This is a genomic window from Bacillus luti (assembly GCF_001884105.1).
In the GTDB taxonomy this organism is placed as follows: Bacteria; Bacillota; Bacilli; order Bacillales; family Bacillaceae_G; genus Bacillus_A; species Bacillus_A luti.
The window spans coordinates 1-15939 of record NZ_MACI01000053.1 but is presented as its reverse complement, the minus strand read 5'-3'; the positions used below and the strand labels follow the sequence as shown (position 1 = coordinate 15939).

General features: G+C 38.2%; 22 protein-coding genes. 2 read left to right on the top strand and 20 right to left on the bottom strand.

The genetic code is table 11. From position 1 onward, the window contains the following. Positions 1-9 precede the first annotated feature (9 nt). The 20 genes from BAQ48_RS11750 to BAQ48_RS11660 all read right to left on the bottom strand — a co-directional run bounded on the left by BAQ48_RS11750 (position 10) and on the right by BAQ48_RS11660 (position 14307). Positions 10-663, bottom strand: coding sequence for a DUF975 family protein (locus tag BAQ48_RS11750; RefSeq protein ID WP_071711208.1), 654 nt, complete (start codon positions 661-663; stop codon positions 10-12). Positions 664-707: 44 nt separating this feature from the next. Beyond that, positions 708-1493 carry a DUF975 family protein gene (locus tag BAQ48_RS11745; protein WP_071711207.1) on the bottom strand — a complete coding sequence of 262 codons (786 nt, stop codon included), beginning with the start codon at positions 1491-1493 and terminating at the stop codon, positions 708-710. A 130-nt stretch (positions 1494-1623) separates the two neighbouring features. Then, positions 1624-2025, bottom strand: a complete 402-nt coding sequence (gene atpC, locus BAQ48_RS11740) for a F0F1 ATP synthase subunit epsilon (RefSeq protein WP_000847215.1) — start codon at positions 2023-2025, stop codon at positions 1624-1626. A gap of 20 nt (positions 2026-2045) precedes the next feature. After that, complete coding sequence (gene atpD / locus BAQ48_RS11735) at positions 2046-3452, bottom strand: F0F1 ATP synthase subunit beta (protein ID WP_001032594.1); 1407 nt, start codon at positions 3450-3452, stop codon at positions 2046-2048. Positions 3453-3522: 70 nt separating this feature from the next. After that, on the bottom strand, positions 3523-3660 hold the full coding sequence (locus BAQ48_RS27945) for a hypothetical protein (protein ID WP_165613794.1): 138 nt from the start codon (positions 3658-3660) through the stop codon (positions 3523-3525). 29 nt (positions 3661-3689) lie between these two features. Continuing rightward, positions 3690-4550, bottom strand: a complete 861-nt coding sequence (gene atpG / locus BAQ48_RS11730) for a F0F1 ATP synthase subunit gamma (protein WP_000157703.1) — start codon at positions 4548-4550, stop codon at positions 3690-3692. A gap of 214 nt (positions 4551-4764) precedes the next feature. After that, complete coding sequence (gene atpA, locus BAQ48_RS11725) at positions 4765-6273, bottom strand: F0F1 ATP synthase subunit alpha (protein ID WP_000027520.1); 1509 nt, start codon at positions 6271-6273, stop codon at positions 4765-4767. Positions 6274-6284: 11 nt separating this feature from the next. Continuing rightward, positions 6285-6827 carry a F0F1 ATP synthase subunit delta gene (gene atpH / locus BAQ48_RS11720; protein ID WP_000064676.1) on the bottom strand — a complete coding sequence of 181 codons (543 nt, stop codon included), beginning with the start codon at positions 6825-6827 and terminating at the stop codon, positions 6285-6287. After that, positions 6824-7330 carry a F0F1 ATP synthase subunit B gene (atpF, locus tag BAQ48_RS11715; RefSeq protein ID WP_001142621.1) on the bottom strand — a complete coding sequence of 169 codons (507 nt, stop codon included), beginning with the start codon at positions 7328-7330 and terminating at the stop codon, positions 6824-6826. Before atpF ends, atpH begins: the two co-directional genes overlap by 4 nt. A 129-nt stretch (positions 7331-7459) precedes the next feature. Then, positions 7460-7678 carry a F0F1 ATP synthase subunit C gene (atpE, locus tag BAQ48_RS11710; RefSeq protein WP_000052064.1) on the bottom strand — a complete coding sequence of 73 codons (219 nt, stop codon included), beginning with the start codon at positions 7676-7678 and terminating at the stop codon, positions 7460-7462. A 56-nt stretch (positions 7679-7734) separates the two neighbouring features. Then, on the bottom strand, positions 7735-8454 hold the full coding sequence (atpB, locus tag BAQ48_RS11705; protein ID WP_000399876.1) for a F0F1 ATP synthase subunit A: 720 nt from the start codon (positions 8452-8454) through the stop codon (positions 7735-7737). Positions 8455-8461: 7 nt separating this feature from the next. Further along, the gene (locus tag BAQ48_RS11700) at positions 8462-8854 is read right to left on the bottom strand and encodes an ATP synthase subunit I (RefSeq protein ID WP_071711206.1); all 393 of its coding nucleotides are present in this window, start codon (positions 8852-8854) and stop codon (positions 8462-8464) included. Next, positions 8854-9078 carry an AtpZ/AtpI family protein gene (locus BAQ48_RS11695; protein WP_001171223.1) on the bottom strand — a complete coding sequence of 75 codons (225 nt, stop codon included), beginning with the start codon at positions 9076-9078 and terminating at the stop codon, positions 8854-8856. The genes BAQ48_RS11700 and BAQ48_RS11695 overlap by 1 nt, the downstream gene beginning before the upstream one ends. A gap of 26 nt (positions 9079-9104) precedes the next feature. Further along, positions 9105-9218, bottom strand: coding sequence for a DUF4024 domain-containing protein (locus BAQ48_RS11690; protein WP_000232963.1), 114 nt, complete (start codon positions 9216-9218; stop codon positions 9105-9107). A gap of 377 nt (positions 9219-9595) precedes the next feature. Continuing rightward, positions 9596-10225: a uracil phosphoribosyltransferase gene (gene upp, locus BAQ48_RS11685; protein ID WP_000517536.1), complete on the bottom strand. Its 630-nt coding sequence runs from the start codon at positions 10223-10225 to the stop codon at positions 9596-9598. A gap of 271 nt (positions 10226-10496) precedes the next feature. Then, the gene (glyA, locus tag BAQ48_RS11680; protein ID WP_071711205.1) at positions 10497-11738 is read right to left on the bottom strand and encodes a serine hydroxymethyltransferase; all 1242 of its coding nucleotides are present in this window, start codon (positions 11736-11738) and stop codon (positions 10497-10499) included. 215 nt (positions 11739-11953) lie between these two features. After that, entirely contained in the window at positions 11954-12571 is a 618-nt protein-coding gene (locus BAQ48_RS11675) for a TIGR01440 family protein (RefSeq protein ID WP_242660458.1), read from the bottom strand. Between the two features lie 21 nt (positions 12572-12592). Further along, on the bottom strand, positions 12593-13036 hold the full coding sequence (gene rpiB / locus BAQ48_RS11670; RefSeq protein ID WP_000869918.1) for a ribose 5-phosphate isomerase B: 444 nt from the start codon (positions 13034-13036) through the stop codon (positions 12593-12595). A 97-nt stretch (positions 13037-13133) separates the two neighbouring features. Further along, a complete protein-coding gene (locus tag BAQ48_RS11665) occupies positions 13134-13574 on the bottom strand; it encodes a low molecular weight protein arginine phosphatase (RefSeq protein ID WP_071711203.1) in 441 nt (146 codons plus the stop codon). Between the two features lie 235 nt (positions 13575-13809). Next, on the bottom strand, positions 13810-14307 hold the full coding sequence (locus BAQ48_RS11660) for a PTS sugar transporter subunit IIA (protein ID WP_000473666.1): 498 nt from the start codon (positions 14305-14307) through the stop codon (positions 13810-13812). Between the two features lie 386 nt (positions 14308-14693). Between BAQ48_RS11660 and BAQ48_RS11655 the strand changes: the two genes are divergently transcribed. Both BAQ48_RS11655 and BAQ48_RS11650 read left to right on the top strand, forming a co-directional pair. After that, positions 14694-15080, top strand: a complete 387-nt coding sequence (locus BAQ48_RS11655) for a DoxX family protein (RefSeq protein ID WP_000968694.1) — start codon at positions 14694-14696, stop codon at positions 15078-15080. Between the two features lie 167 nt (positions 15081-15247). Further along, entirely contained in the window at positions 15248-15859 is a 612-nt protein-coding gene (locus tag BAQ48_RS11650) for a flavin reductase family protein (protein ID WP_071711202.1), read from the top strand. Positions 15860-15939 lie beyond the last annotated feature (80 nt).

Below are 15939 nucleotides of genomic sequence, written 5' to 3'. Positions count from 1 at the left end.
AGTTTCACGTTATATTGTTGGAATTGTTTTCTCATAATATTCTTCTGCAATCTCTTCGTAAAAAGCTGCAGCTGTTGTATAGAAATATGGAATTAACCATAGGAATCCAATCCCCAGTGTAATACAACTTAATATAAACCAGCCAATAAAACTTAAACATAAAAGGAAATACTCCATTTTATGTCCATCCATCATACGACGGCTTTCTGTAATAGCTTGGTTTAATGAATACTCAGGATGATCGTTTATAATAAAATATGTCATCGCATAAGAAAACGATTTAATAATGCCCGGAATAATGAGAAGTAACGTCCATAAAAAAAGATAAAGATTCACTAATAAATATACTAAAAATGATTTTAGAAATCTTTTCCCATCCGTAAACCAAACAAATATATTACCGATGCTAGCTTGTTTTTCACGAATGATATTTAAAGCAAGATAATATCCACCTAAAGTTAACGGCCCACTAACAAAAAATGTGAGAGTGTTTATTATTAGTGAACTTCCTGTTTCTTGCCAATCCAAAATGGAATAAAATCCCCAATCAATACTAAAACTAAAAGCCGTGATAAGGATCGAAATAAGTAATGTTGCTCCAACTGCTAAGCCCCATTTTCCTTCAAGCGAGTCTAGCGCTTCTCCTTTTAAATCACTAATCATAACTTTCCTCCTATACTCAATAATTCTATTAGTATAGCATGTTCCTACTGCAATTCACCTTTTGAAATGTAGCGATAAAAATGTGCTGTCGTTGTACTCATATACGGACTAACCCAAAGAAAACCTATTCCAAGTGTAAGAATTGCTAAAAGTGCCCAACCTATAAAACTCAGCCATAAAAGGAATAAATCTAACTTATGTCCCTTCATAAGATGCTTACTTTCTTTCATTGCCTGTGACACACTGTATTCTGGATTTTCAATCATCACATAGTACGTCAGCGCATAAGAAAAGTACATTACAATCATACCAACAATTGAAATAGCTAATAGTACGAAGAAGGCAATTGTAAACGACAGATTTCCTTCTTCACCTAAGAATATGAATAAACCTGTTAACAACATCGGAATCCATGTACCTGTATATAATAAAATCGCAAGCATTGCCCACATTGTTTTGATCATTCTTTTAAAACCACGGAATCCTTCAAACAAGTAATCTACTTTAGCATCTTCTCGTTTACTAATTTGTAGAAACACATTCGTGTAACCGTATGAGGTAATACCATAAGATGCATTACTCAAAATAATCATTATGCAATAGAAAATCCCAAATGTAATAGCTGCTCCAATTGACATCGTTTCCGCTTCAACTGACCCAGCTAAGCTAACAACTAAGAAAAATATAATAATTCCTGGAATTAAAAGTATAAGCATTGCAGCCATTGAAACAACATAACTTAAAATAAAATATAAAATTGTTGATCCAACACCTAGTCCCCATTTTCCCTTTAAAGAGTGCAATGCTTCTCGTTTCATTTCACCGATCATGTTTTCATCCCCTTTATAAATTGTTGTACATTCTCTACTTATACGAGCATCAATATAATTATACCATTTTTGTAAAATTATCCATAAACTACACAAAAAAATCCGTAAAGGCAAAGCCTTTACGGATTTTTTATTTCATATCAGAAACATTTAAACGGTTCACAGCACGTTGTAATGCCATTTCTGCACGTCTAAAGTCAACATGTGCTTGTTTGTCTTGCATACGTTGCTCAGCACGACGCTTCGCTTCATTTGCACGATGGATATCGATATGGTTTGCTTCTTCAGCAGATGATGATAATACAGTTACTTTATCTGGACGAACTTCGATAAAGCCACCGCTTACTGCTACATAATCAGTGTGTCCACCATTTTTCAGACGAACTGCACTAATTTTTAATGGTGCAACAGTTGGAATGTGACCTGGTAAGATCCCCATTTCCCCACTCTCTGCTTTTACACTTACCATTTCTACTTCTTTTTCGTAAACCGGTCCATCAGGAGTTACAATACTGACTGGAAATGTCTTCATACTTCGTCCCTCCTAAGGCCTTACGCCATCATTTTCTTCGCGTTCTCAATAACTTCTTCAATGCCACCAACTAAACGGAATGCATCTTCTGGAAGGTCATCATATTTTCCTTCTAGAATTTCTTTGAAGCCACTAACTGTATTTTTTACAGGTACATAAGAACCTTTTTGACCCGTAAACTGCTCAGCTACGTGGAAGTTTTGAGATAAGAAGAATTGAATACGACGAGCACGATGTACAACTAACTTATCTTCTTCAGATAACTCATCCATACCTAAGATAGCGATGATATCTTGAAGCTCTTTGTAACGTTGTAAAGTTTGCTGCACTTGACGTGCTACTTCGTAATGCTCTTCTCCTACGATTTCTGGAGAAAGTGCACGAGATGTAGATGCTAATGGATCTACGGCTGGGTAAATACCCATTTGAGTTAAACGACGCTCTAAGTTTGTTGTTGCATCTAAGTGAGCGAACGTTGTAGCTGGTGCTGGGTCAGTATAGTCATCGGCTGGTACATATACCGCTTGGATAGACGTGATAGACCCTTTATTTGTAGATGTAATACGCTCTTGTAATTGACCCATTTCTGTTGCAAGTGTTGGTTGGTAACCTACCGCAGATGGCATACGACCAAGAAGGGCAGATACTTCAGAACCCGCTTGCGTGAAACGGAAGATGTTATCGATGAACAATAGTACGTCTTGTCCTTGCTCATCACGGAAATGTTCAGCCATTGTTAAACCTGTTAATGCAACACGTTGACGTGCTCCAGGTGGCTCGTTCATTTGTCCGAATACCATCGCAGTTTTCTTGATTACGCCAGAATCGCTCATTTCGTGGTATAAGTCATTACCCTCACGAGTACGCTCACCTACACCAGCGAATACAGAGATACCACCGTGCTCTTGTGCGATGTTATTGATTAACTCCTGAATTAATACTGTTTTACCTACACCGGCACCACCGAATAGACCAATTTTACCACCCTTAATGTAAGGAGCAAGTAAGTCTACTACTTTAATACCAGTTTCAAGAATTTCTACTTTAGTAGATAATTCTTCAAATGCAGGTGCTTGACGGTGAATTGGATCACGACGTACATCCGCAGGAACATCACCATCTAAGTCAATTGCATCACCTAATACGTTGAATACACGACCAAGTGTTGCATCACCAACTGGTACAGAGATTGCTTTACCAGTATCTTCTACTTCTGTGCCACGAACAAGTCCATCTGTGGAAGACATCGCAACTGTACGAACTGTGTCATCACCTAAATGAAGTGCAACTTCAAATGTTAGGTTCATGCTTCCGTTTTCGTTGCTTTGTTTTACCGTAAGGGCGTTGTAGATTTCTGGTAGCTTTCCGCCATCAAACTTAACGTCTACAACCGGACCCATGATTTGCGTAACGCGCCCTTTATTCATCGGGTTCCCTCCTAGCTTTCTTTTAATTAGCCAGCTTTCTAAGAGAAGTCGGCTTTTAATTTTTATTAGTTTAGCTTACGCAGCTCTTTTGAACGAACCGCTTCCACCTTTTATTGAATCTAGCTCCTGCGGTTAGAATGTTCGGTGGCTTCGCTTTTTCCTGCGAGGCACAAATCGCCTCTACGTCAAAAGCTCCATCCCCTCTCATTCTGAACGAACCGCCTACGCTTTTTAATACTACTCTAACGCTGCTGCTCCACCAACGATTTCCGTAATTTCTTGCGTAATCGCTGCTTGACGCGCACGGTTGAATGAAAGTGTAAGTGAATCGATAACTTCCATTGCGTTGTCTGTAGCACTCTTCATTGCTGTCATACGCGCTGCGTGTTCACTTGCTTTACCATCTAGTAATGCACCGTACACTAAGCTTTCTGCGTATTGTGGCAATAATACTTTTAAAATTTCTTCTTCAGAAGGTTCGAATTCATAAGCTGTCGTCGGTTTATCAGACGCCACATCAGTAAGCGGTAAAATTTTATTTTCCGTTACTTCTTGTGAAATTTTACTTACGTAATGGTTGTAGTAAATGTACAGCTCATCATAAGCACCATCTGCGAACATCGCAATTGCTCGAGAAGCAAGGTCTTTAATATCAGTAAATGATGGGTGGTCAGATAATCCAACTACTTCATCAATGATGTTAAAGCCGCGACGTTTTAAATAATCACGTCCTAGTCGTCCAAGCACAATAATAGAATATTGGTTTGAATCCATATTATGACGTTCACGAATTACGTTACTAACTGTACGTAATACGTTACTGTTATAACCACCTGCTAGTCCGCGATCAGATGTAATAACGATGTATCCTGTACGCTTTACAGGACGCGCATTTAGCATTGGATGATTAATCCCTTTGCTTCCTTGCGCAATGCTCGCTACTACTTCTTGAATCTTTTCCATATACGGAACGAAAGATTTAGCATTTTGCTCTGCACGGTTTAACTTAGATGCAGATACCATCTCCATCGCTTTCGTAATTTGACTCGTTTTCTTTGTCGAGGTAATCTTCGCTTTTATATCGCGTAAAGATGCCACAGGTTTTCACCACCTTTTTTCCGGAAGTTGGCACGATTAGTAAGAATCCTCTTCCTAATCTACGTTGCAAGATATTCTTGCTCATGATTGAAGGAAAAGAATAGGTGCACCTACTCTTTTCCTTTACATGACCTTTAGCAATCTCAGAGCCCGAGATGCCGTTATATATTATCTAGCTTCGGCGGTTTGTACGAGCCGCTTCGGCTTTTATTTATTACTCAGAAGCTACGAATACTTTTTTAAATCCGTTAATTGCTGCTGCAAATTTGTCGTCATCCGCAAGTTTCTTAGTTGTGCGAATTTCGTTTAATAAGTCAGCTGCATTTGAATCTAACCAAGCATGGAATTCTTCTTCGAAACGAGTGATGTCTACTACTGGAATATCATCTAGGAATCCACGTGTTAAAGCGTAAAGAATGATAACTTGTTTCTCTACACGTAACGGTTTGTGTAATCCTTGTTTTAATACTTCAACAGTACGAGCACCACGGTTTAATTTCGCTTGTGTTGCTTTATCAAGGTCAGAACCGAACTGAGCGAACGCTTCTAACTCACGGTAAGATGCAAGGTCAAGACGAAGTGTACCTGATACTTTACTCATCGCTTTAATCTGAGCAGATCCACCAACACGAGATACAGAAGTACCCGCATCAATCGCTGGACGTACGCCAGAGAAGAATAGGTCAGATTGTAAGAAGATTTGTCCATCCGTAATCGAGATTACGTTTGTTGGGATGTAAGCTGATACGTCCCCTGCTTGTGTTTCGATGAAAGGTAGTGCAGTTAAAGAACCGCCGCCTCTTGCATCACTTAATTTTGCTGCACGCTCTAATAAGCGAGAATGTAAGTAGAATACATCCCCTGGATAAGCTTCACGACCTGGAGGACGACGTAATAGTAATGACAGCTCACGGTAAGCCGCTGCTTGTTTTGATAAGTCATCATATACTACTAATACGTGTTTACCATTGTACATGAACTCTTCACCCATTGTTACACCAGCGTAAGGAGCTAAGTATAATAATGGAGCTGGTTGAGAAGCAGATGCAGTTACAACGATTGTGTACTCTAATGCACCGTGCTTACGTAGTGTTTCTACTACGTTACGTACAGTTGATTCTTTTTGTCCGATAGCTACATAGATACAAATCATATCTTCATCTTTTTGGTTAATGATTGTATCAAGTGCAACTGCTGTTTTACCTGTTTGACGGTCACCAATGATTAACTCACGTTGACCACGACCAATTGGTACAAGAGCATCGATCGCTTTAATACCTGTTTGAAGTGGCTCATGAACAGATTTACGATCCATTACACCTGGTGCTGGACTTTCGATTGGACGAGTGTTTGTTGTATTGATTGGGCCTAAACCATCAACTGGTTGACCTAATGGGTTTACAACACGACCGATTAGTTCTTTTCCTACTGGTACTTGCATGATGCGACCAGTACGACGAACTTCGTCACCTTCACGGATTTCTGTGTAAGGTCCTAAAATGATAATACCTACGTTGTTTTCCTCTAAGTTTTGTGCTAGTCCCATAACGCCGTTAGAGAACTCTACAAGTTCACCAGCCATAACGTTATCAAGACCATGAGCACGCGCAATACCGTCACCAACTTGGATAACTGTACCAACATCACTAACTTCGATTTCAGACTGATAGTTCTCGATTTGTTGCTTTATCAGTGCGCTAATTTCTTCAGCTCTGATGCTCATGTGCTTCACCCCTATCTATTCTTCATTAATTCACGCTGAATACGTGCTAATTTTCCTTGTAAACTTCCGTCATAAATGCGATTTCCAATGCGTACTTTAATGCCGCCTAGTAAATCTTCATCTACAACATTTTTCACGCGAATAGCATCTTTTCCTGTTCTCTTTGCAAATGCTTCTGCAATGTTAAGCTTCTCTTCCTCTGATAGAAGGCGAGTAGAATATACAGTTGCATCCGCTACGTTACGTTCTTCATTAGCAAGAACAACATATTCATCTGCAATTTCAGGTAAGATATCGATACGCTTGTTATCAATTAAAATATATAACGTATTTAAAATAGATTCAGAAACAGATCCGAATACGTTTGCAAGAAACGTTTTCTTCTGCTCCTTTGAAATGTTCGGTTGCGTTAAAAAGCTATGTAGTTCTCCGTTCTTTACAAAAACGTTTTGTACAAGGCGTAATTCCTCTTCAAACATTTCTAATACGTGTTTTTCTTTTGCAATTTTAAAAAGAGCGACAGCATAACGTTTTGCTACAATCCCATTGCTCATCGCGCTTCTCCTACTTCTTTAATATAATCGCGAATTAACTTCACTTGATCTTCTTCTTTTAATTCTTTTTCAATTACTTTAGAAGCAATTTGAACAGATAAAGAAGCGACTTGTTCTTGTAAAGCAGCAATCGCTTGCTCTTTTTCGCGTTGAATTTCTTGTACAGCAGATGCTTTAATTGATTCTGCTTCTTCTTTCGCAGCAGCAACAATAACATCTTTTTGATCTACAGCTTGTTTTTTCGCTCTTTCGATTAACTCTTGTGCTTCAACACGTGATTGTTTTAACATTTCACGTTGTTCTTCTACTAACTTCTTCGCTTCAGCGTTACTTCTTTCTGCAGCGTCGATTTCATTAGTAACATGCTCTTCACGTTCTTTCATAATTCCCATTAAAGGACCCCACGCAAATTTGCGTAGCATTACTAATAGAAGTAAGAAAATGAACAATGTATAAGCAATCGTTCCAAATGGAACGGCAGCCCCTAATAATAAAGTTGGCACAAGGATTCACTCCCTTCAAAATATCTAAATTGATCATATGAAAAAAAAAGACATACGTTTCGTTCATAAAGCAATGGCGAAGAAAGTTCGGAAAAACACTCTTCGCCATCTATGTAAGGGGAGTCTCCCTTATTTGTTCATTACGATGAAAGCAATAACTACACCGATGATTGGAAGTGCCTCAACTAAAGCAACCCCGATGAACATAATTGTTTGAAGTGCGCCTTTTAATTCTGGTTGACGAGCAACACCTTCGATTGTACGTGATACGATAAGACCGTTACCAATACCTGCACCTAATGCTGATAAACCAATTGCAATTGCAGCTGCGATTACACCTAAACTCATTTAATTTGTCCTCCTTTGTATTATAAAAAAATAAATTTTTTCTTACTTAAATTATATTAATGGTCATGGCTTACTTTATGAGCCATATAAACCATCGTTAACATAACGAAAATAAATGACTGGATTGATCCAACGAATACACTGAATCCCATCCATGCTAACATCGGTACAAGTGCACCTAATGCTCCAAGAACTGATGCTCCGCCTAACTTAGCAAGTAATCCTAATAAGATCTCACCTGCATAAATGTTACCGAATAAACGAAGACCTAACGTTAATGTGTTAGCAAACTCCTCAATAACCTTTAATGGGAATAAGAATTTCATAGGTTGGAAATAACCTTTAACGTATTCTTTCGTACCCTTCATCTTAATTCCATAATAATGGGTGAGGGTAACTACCATCACGGCTAATGTTAATGTAACTGCTGGATCAGACGTTGGTGATCTCCACCATGCAATATGTTCGCCAGCCTCAACTGTTGAATACATGAATGGTAAACCAAGGAAGTTCGATACGATGATAAACATGATAAGCGTAACGCCAAGCGTTAAGAAACGTCCACCCGTTTTCCAGTCCATCGTACTATTGATAATCCCTTTCACGAAGTCAAACACCCATTCCATGAAATTTTGCATTCCTGTTGGGCGAAGAGCTAAGCTGCGAGTTCCGATAACAGCGATTAAGAAAACAATAACTGCTGCTACAGTAACCATCATAACTGATGACAAATCGAACGTTAAACCTAGAAATTCAACTAATTTACCGTGTTCCACTAGTAATTCACCTCTCTTCCCTGCTCTTATACTCTAAATAAAGAAAATCTATGATCATGACAAGGTATCCTGTCAGCAATCCTACACCTAAGCCCCACATCGCAATTAACTCTTGATATTTGGCTGCAAATAAAATTAATAACCCAATCGTGGCGAACCTTGAATATGTACTTACCGCTGTTGCCTTAAACTTCACGTTTTCTCCATTTGTTACGCGATCTAACAGCTTGTCTGTTCTACGTGCAATGATGCGCAAACTAAGAAAACTGAAAATCGTTCCGATAATCAGCCCAAGAAATACATCCTTGTAAGAGGTAAAGCACCATCCTAGCACTAGAAGCGCAAGCAAGTAGTACATATATTTCTTTTGTCTTTGGACAAGTCCATGTACGTCTATCATCATTGCTCTCCCGAATAGTAATGTCGAATGAGTCGAATCATTGCGTATACCCCTGTTCCTAATCCGAGTAATAACCCTATAATAAGAAACAACGGAAACGTTCCAACCTTATTATCAATCCATTGCCCCCCAAAGATTCCAACAAGAATAGAACCGACTAACTGAGCAAGAATTCCTGACATTAAAGCATAAGCTTTTATATGGCTGCGATCGTTTTTTTGCAAGGATTCATCCCTCCAATATGTAACCCTCATTCACGATGTGTTAATAATAACTCATTTTTCTGCATAAATTCTATACAAAATAAAAAGTTTACATTTTCGTCACGGAATAGATGCATTTTTGTCACTGAAAGCCCTACCATCTATCCCCGTTGTTAGCATACAATAGGGTATTAACAGTGTCAACGAGAAATCGTAAAAAATCAAAAAATTTGAGTATTAGTCATTTCCTCCCAAAAATGAAAACGTTCCCCTTCTAAATACTGGTTAGAGATATGCAATTTCTAACAGTTTTCTCTTTATAATAGAAGAAAATGTTCACAACTTTGTCACTATTATATTTTTAAGATATAACGCTTTCCTTCCATAATATAGTGTTCTCTAGACGTAAGACTTCTATATTATATGCGATGTGTATACTACTTATGTTGTATACACGATGTATATTTATCCTCCCCTCCCCCACCTGCTTCGAACAAAAAAAGACGAGCTGGGGAATCTCCCCTTCTCGTCAGTTGTCTTACTTCGTTCCGAATAAACGGTCACCAGCATCACCAAGACCTGGCACTACATATCCGTGATCATTTAATTTCTCATCTAATGCTGCAACATAAATATCCACATCAGGATGCTCTTCTTGTACTACTTTCACGCCTTCTGGAGCAGCTACGATACACATTAATTTAATTTGTTTCGCACCGCGCTTTTTCAGAGAGTTAATTGCTTCAGCTGCAGAACCACCTGTTGCTAGCATCGGATCTAGTACGATGAAGTCACGCTCTTCTACATCCGTTGGAAGTTTCACATAGTATTCTACCGGTTGCAATGTTTCAGGGTCACGATATAAACCAACGTGTCCTACTTTTGCTGCTGGAATTAATTTCAGAATTCCATCAACCATTCCTAAGCCTGCACGTAAAATCGGAATTAAACCAAGTTTTTTACCAGCGATCACTTTTGTTGTCGCTTTGCTTACAGGTGTTTCAATTTCAATGTCTTTAAGTGGAAGATCGCGAGTAATTTCGAAAGCCATTAAACTTGCTACTTCATCCACTAATTCACGAAAATCTTTCGTACCTGTATTCTTATCGCGAATATATGTAATCTTATGTTGAATTAACGGGTGATCAAATACATACAGTTTTCCCATGTGAATCTCTCCTTTAGATGATATTCATGCGTTTACACGCTTTTTTACACTATTTACGATTGTAAAGAAAACGCTACTAATATTCAAGGGCAAATTTGGTAAAATCCTGATTTTACATGAATCTATCTAGTATCTTTACCAATTCTGGGAGCTGTATCCTTCATTATATCGCCAAAATTTATTCATCATTTGTATACATACTTTAAAAACGATATATGTCCAAAAAAAAGACTGCCAAAACAATTACGTCTCAGCAGTCTTTTTCAATCTATTATAGATTTGGATACATTGGGAATTTGCTCGTTAACGCTTCTACACGCTTACGTGCTTCTTCTAATGCAGCTTCATTTTCATGATTTTTTAATGTATAAGCAATAAGTGACGCAATTTCATCCATTTCTTCTAAACCGAAACCACGAGATGTAACTGCTGCTGTACCGATACGTACACCACTTGTTACAAATGGGCTTGCTGTTTCGAATGGAATTGTATTTTTGTTCACTGTAATACCAACTTCATCTAATACGTGCTCTGCTACTTTACCTGTAATTTCTAAGTTACGAACATCAATCAAGATTAGGTGATTATCTGTTCCACCAGATACAAGTGTAAGTCCTTCTTTTTGAAGACCTTCAGCTAAACGGTGTGCATTGTTAATAATGTTTTGTGCATATGTTTTAAAATCATCTTGAAGTGCCTCACCGAACGCAACAGCTTTCGCAGCAATTACATGCATAAGTGGGCCACCTTGAATACCAGGGAAGATTGATTTATCAATTTGTTTTGCAAATTGCTCTTCACATAAAATCATACCACCACGTGGGCCACGTAAAGTTTTATGTGTTGTCGTTGTAACGAAATGTGCATATGGTACTGGGTTTGGATGTAAACCAGCCGCTACTAAACCAGCGATATGAGCCATATCCACCATTAAGTATGCGCCTACTTCATCTGCAATCTCACGGAATCGTTTGAAATCGATAACACGAGGGTATGCACTTGCACCTGCAACGATTAATTTTGGTTTATGTTCTTTCGCTTTTGCTAATACATCATCGTAATTAATACGGTGAGAGTCAGCATCCACGCCATATTCTACGAAATTATATTGTACTCCACTGAAGTTAACAGGGCTTCCGTGTGTTAAGTGACCACCATGAGATAAATTCATACCAAGTACTGTATCGCCTTGCTCTAAAATTGTGAAGTATACTGCCATGTTCGCTTGTGCACCAGAATGCGGTTGAACATTTACGTGCTCTGCGCCGAAAATTTCTTTTACGCGATCACGTGCGATATCTTCTACTACGTCTACGTGTTCACAGCCACCATAGTAACGTTTTCCAGGATATCCTTCAGCATACTTATTCGTTAAAACAGAACCTTGCGCCTCCATTACCGCTTCACTTACGAAGTTTTCTGAAGCAATTAACTCAATCTTTGAACGCTGTCTACCTAGTTCTGCCTCAATTGCAGCAAATACCTTTTCATCTTGACGTTTTAAATGATCCACCAAAATCCCCCTTTTCTGAACGAATTACATCGATTCCCAATAGTTTTTTCTTTTTTATTCAGAAAAAACGAAAATTCAGGTTGTAATTCTTTCGAACCTTCATGTTTTCAACTACATTCTAACATGACTTTCTATATCATAAAAGAAAAAAAAGACCGAAAATCGGTCTTTTCTTTCTTCTATTATGAAGTCAGACAACATACTTTTTATCGTATTTAACGGCAAGTGATAGTTTCTTCCTTCGCCGCGTATACAGCACGTGCTCCACCAATTAGCTTTCCACGCGTTTTCGCCATCGTTACATGCGCACTTCCAATTTCCTTTACACTTGTACGAACTGGAACGGCTACATGCTTTAAATGCATACCGATAAATGTATCGCCAATATCCATTCCAGCATCTGCTTTAATAAATTCAACTACTACCGGATCTTTCAAATTGTGATACGCGTATGTCCCCAATGCACCACCTGCTGATCTAACAGGCGTAACTGTTACAATTTCAAATTGATATTTCATCGCCACATCTCTCTCAACTACTAAAGCACGATTTAAATGCTCACAACATTGAAAAGCCAATTCGATACCTGTTTGCTCTTGAAATTGTTTTAACTCAGAAAAAATCGCTTCTGCCACTTCCATCGTTCCCGATGTTCCAATTCTTTCTCCTAGCACTTCGCTCGTGCTACACCCCACTACAAAAATTTGACCACTTTGTAATGAAGCTTGCTCTTGGAAATCAGAAAACGACATTTGTAGCTGTTCTCTTACCTTTACGATTTCTGTCATTACGCCTCTTCCTTTCACAGGTTGGTTCACCAAATTATATTTCATACTGCTTCTAGTTAGAATCTATTACTTTGTTTCGTATGTTTTAATTTTTCCTACGCGGTTTTCGTGACGGCCACCTTCAAATTCAGTTGTTAACCAAATTTTTGCGATGTCACGTGCTAAACCAGCACCAATTACACGCTCGCCCATTGCTAACATGTTTGTATCATTATGCTCTCTTGTTGCTTTCGCACTGAAAGTATCATGAACTAACGCACAACGGATACCGTTTACTTTGTTTGCTGCAATTGACATACCAATGCCTGTCCCACAAACTAAAATACCACGATCTACTTCACCATTCGCTACCATTTCTGCTGCAGGAAATGCAAAATCAGGGTAATCAACAGAACCAGCTTCACATTCACAACCTAAATCAATATATTCAATATTTAATTCTTCTAATAAACTTACAAGTTCTTTACGGATATTCATACCGCCGTGATCAGATGCTACTACTACTTTCATTTTTACCCCTCCAAAATTTCAATCAATTATCTTCATCGCACACTCCACTACCTGAATGGTATGAAATGCTCTCCAATATCGTATTATACACGAAACATCAACCTTCTGAATGCTTTTTCAATAAAGTTTGTACAAGACCTTCCATCTCTTTTAACGTTTCCTTATAAACAGAAAGAGAGCCTCCAAACGGATCAGAAATATCCTTACTTACGCCTTCTGTTAATCCATATAATGTATAGACTTTCTCTTCATTATTAGGATAATGCCCAAGTACAATTCCCTTATGATTTTCTGTCATTGTTATTACAATATCAGCCCAATCAAGCAACGTTTCATTTATTTGCTTTGAAGCATGATCGATTGAAATCCCTTTTTCAATGAGTGCTTCTTTCGCATAAACCGATGCATCGCTTCCAGGATAGGCGAAAACACCAGCAGATTGCACTTCAAACTTACCTTCTCCATAATGACGAAGTAAAGCCTCAGCCATCGGACTACGGCATGTATTTCCAGTGCAAACAAATAACACTCGTTTCATCCAAACCCACCCCTTATACTGTATCTTTTCCTTTTAATAATAGCTTACATTAGGATAGAACAAAAGAAATGTGAATATACGAAAGGCGTATTTTTCTAAGAAAAATACGCCTTATCCACATATATGTGAAACCCTGTTTCCAAGTGCCCAAAGTATTTTATCATACATAACGCGCGCACTACAAAACAAAATAAGGAATCCATTTCATACGAAACGGATTCCTTCTATACAATAATTATTTCATTGTAACTTTCATTACTTCTGTTGAACCTTTTGTAGCTGTTACGCCTACAGTTGTCTTAATAGACTCAGCTGCATCTGTGTTTGTGATAACGATTGGAGTAATTGTACTTTTCGCTTTTTCACGGATTAATTCTAAGTCGAATGAGATTAATTTATCTCCAGCTTTTACAGCTTGGCCTTCAGAAACGTGAGCTTCGAAACCTTCGCCTTCCATTTTAACAGTTTCTAATCCAACGTGGATTAAGATTTCTGTACCGTTTTTCGCTTTAATTCCAATAGCATGTTTTGTGTGGAATAATTGTACGATTTCACCATCAACTGGAGATACAACAACACCTTCAGTAGGATCAATTGCAACACCATCACCCATCATACGACCAGCGAATACTGGATCTGGTACTTCTTCAATATTTTTCACTGCTCCAGTTAATGGAGCTACAATTGTTTCTTCATTTGTTTTTGAACCAAGACCGAATAATTTTTTAAACATAGGATAGTCCTCCTTATAATTTACCTAAAAGTTTATAGGGCAATCCCTAGTAAAGCTCGGGATACATGTAAGACTTCATACTTCGAATATCATATTGTAAAAACGCTTTCGAAATAAATTACGTCATTACTAATAGACTCTTATTGTAGCGCTTCACAAAATTCCAGTCAATTCTGATTGTCTGAATAACAATAAGAAGTTAACTTCTACTTATATTTTCTCTTTTTTTACCCAACTTGTCTAGAGGTCTTTACTACATTTTATTTTTTGTCGTTAATTTGTAAAATTAATTTCAAACTTTTTTCAAAATCCGCTTGACTAAAGTAAGTAACTATTTTATTATTACTTACATAAGGTAAGTTAATAACTTTTAGGAGGTTTTTGAAATGATGGATATCGGTCTTCTTATTATTCGTCTTATTATAGGTATTACATTCATGGGTCATGGTGCTCAAAAATTATTTGGTTGGTTCGGCGGTTACGGTTTAAAAGGAACAGGTGGCTGGATGGAATCAATCGGTTTACGCCCTGGTGTATTCATGGCATTTATGGCTGGCGCAACTGAATTATTAGGTGGTTTCTTATTCGCATCAGGGATTTTCACTGCAATTGGTTCATTATTTATCGTTGGAACAATGTTAATGGCAATCTTCACTGTTCACGGAAAAAATGGTTACTGGGTAACTCAAAATGGATATGAATATAACTTAATGTTAATCGCTGTCGCTATTGGTGTAGCTTTAATCGGACCTGGCGCATACGTTTTACTATAATTTTTATCTCAATTTCGAGACATTTACCAAAAAAGAGATTACTTCAGGGCAATTGAGGTAATCTCTTTTTTTACACCATCAAAAAAAATATTGTTTCCAGCAGGAGATTCCCATTGATATCTTGTAAACAAACAATAAGTCTTCATATTTAGAAAGGGGATTACAACATGTTATCCATTAATCCAAACGAACAAACCGAAAAAGATAATTACAAATTACTAACAGGAAGTATCATTCCGCGTCCTGTCGCATTCGTTACTTCTGTAACAAAAGACGGTGTATTAAATGGAGCACCATATAGTTATTTCAATATCGTTGCTGCCAATCCACCACTTATTTCAGTTTCTGTACAACGAAAAGCTGGAGAAAGAAAGGACACTTCCCGAAACGCAATTGAAAAAGGGGAATTTGTCGTACATATCTCTGATGAATCTTACGTAGAAGCAATTAACGAAACAGCAGCCAACCTACCTCCTGATGAAAGTGAAATCGAATTAGCAAAACTAACACCGGTCGACAGCGATGTCATTTCAGTACCAGGTGTAAAAGAAGCAAACATTCGAATGGAATGCGTATTAGAACAGGCAATTCCTCTTGGCGGAACAGAAGACGCACCGGCTTGCGACCTACTAATCGGACGCGTCGTTCGTTTCCACGTCGCAGAACACCTATACGAAAACGGCCGCATTCACGCCGAAGGACTAAAACCAATAAGCCGCCTAGCAGGACACAACTACGCAAAACTAGGAGAACAATTTGAATTGGTGAGGCCTATTTAAAAGCGGAAGTGGCTCGTCCAGAATGGGAGGAGGATGGAGCTTCTGACGTAGAGGCGCTTTTTGCCTCGCAGGAAGACGCG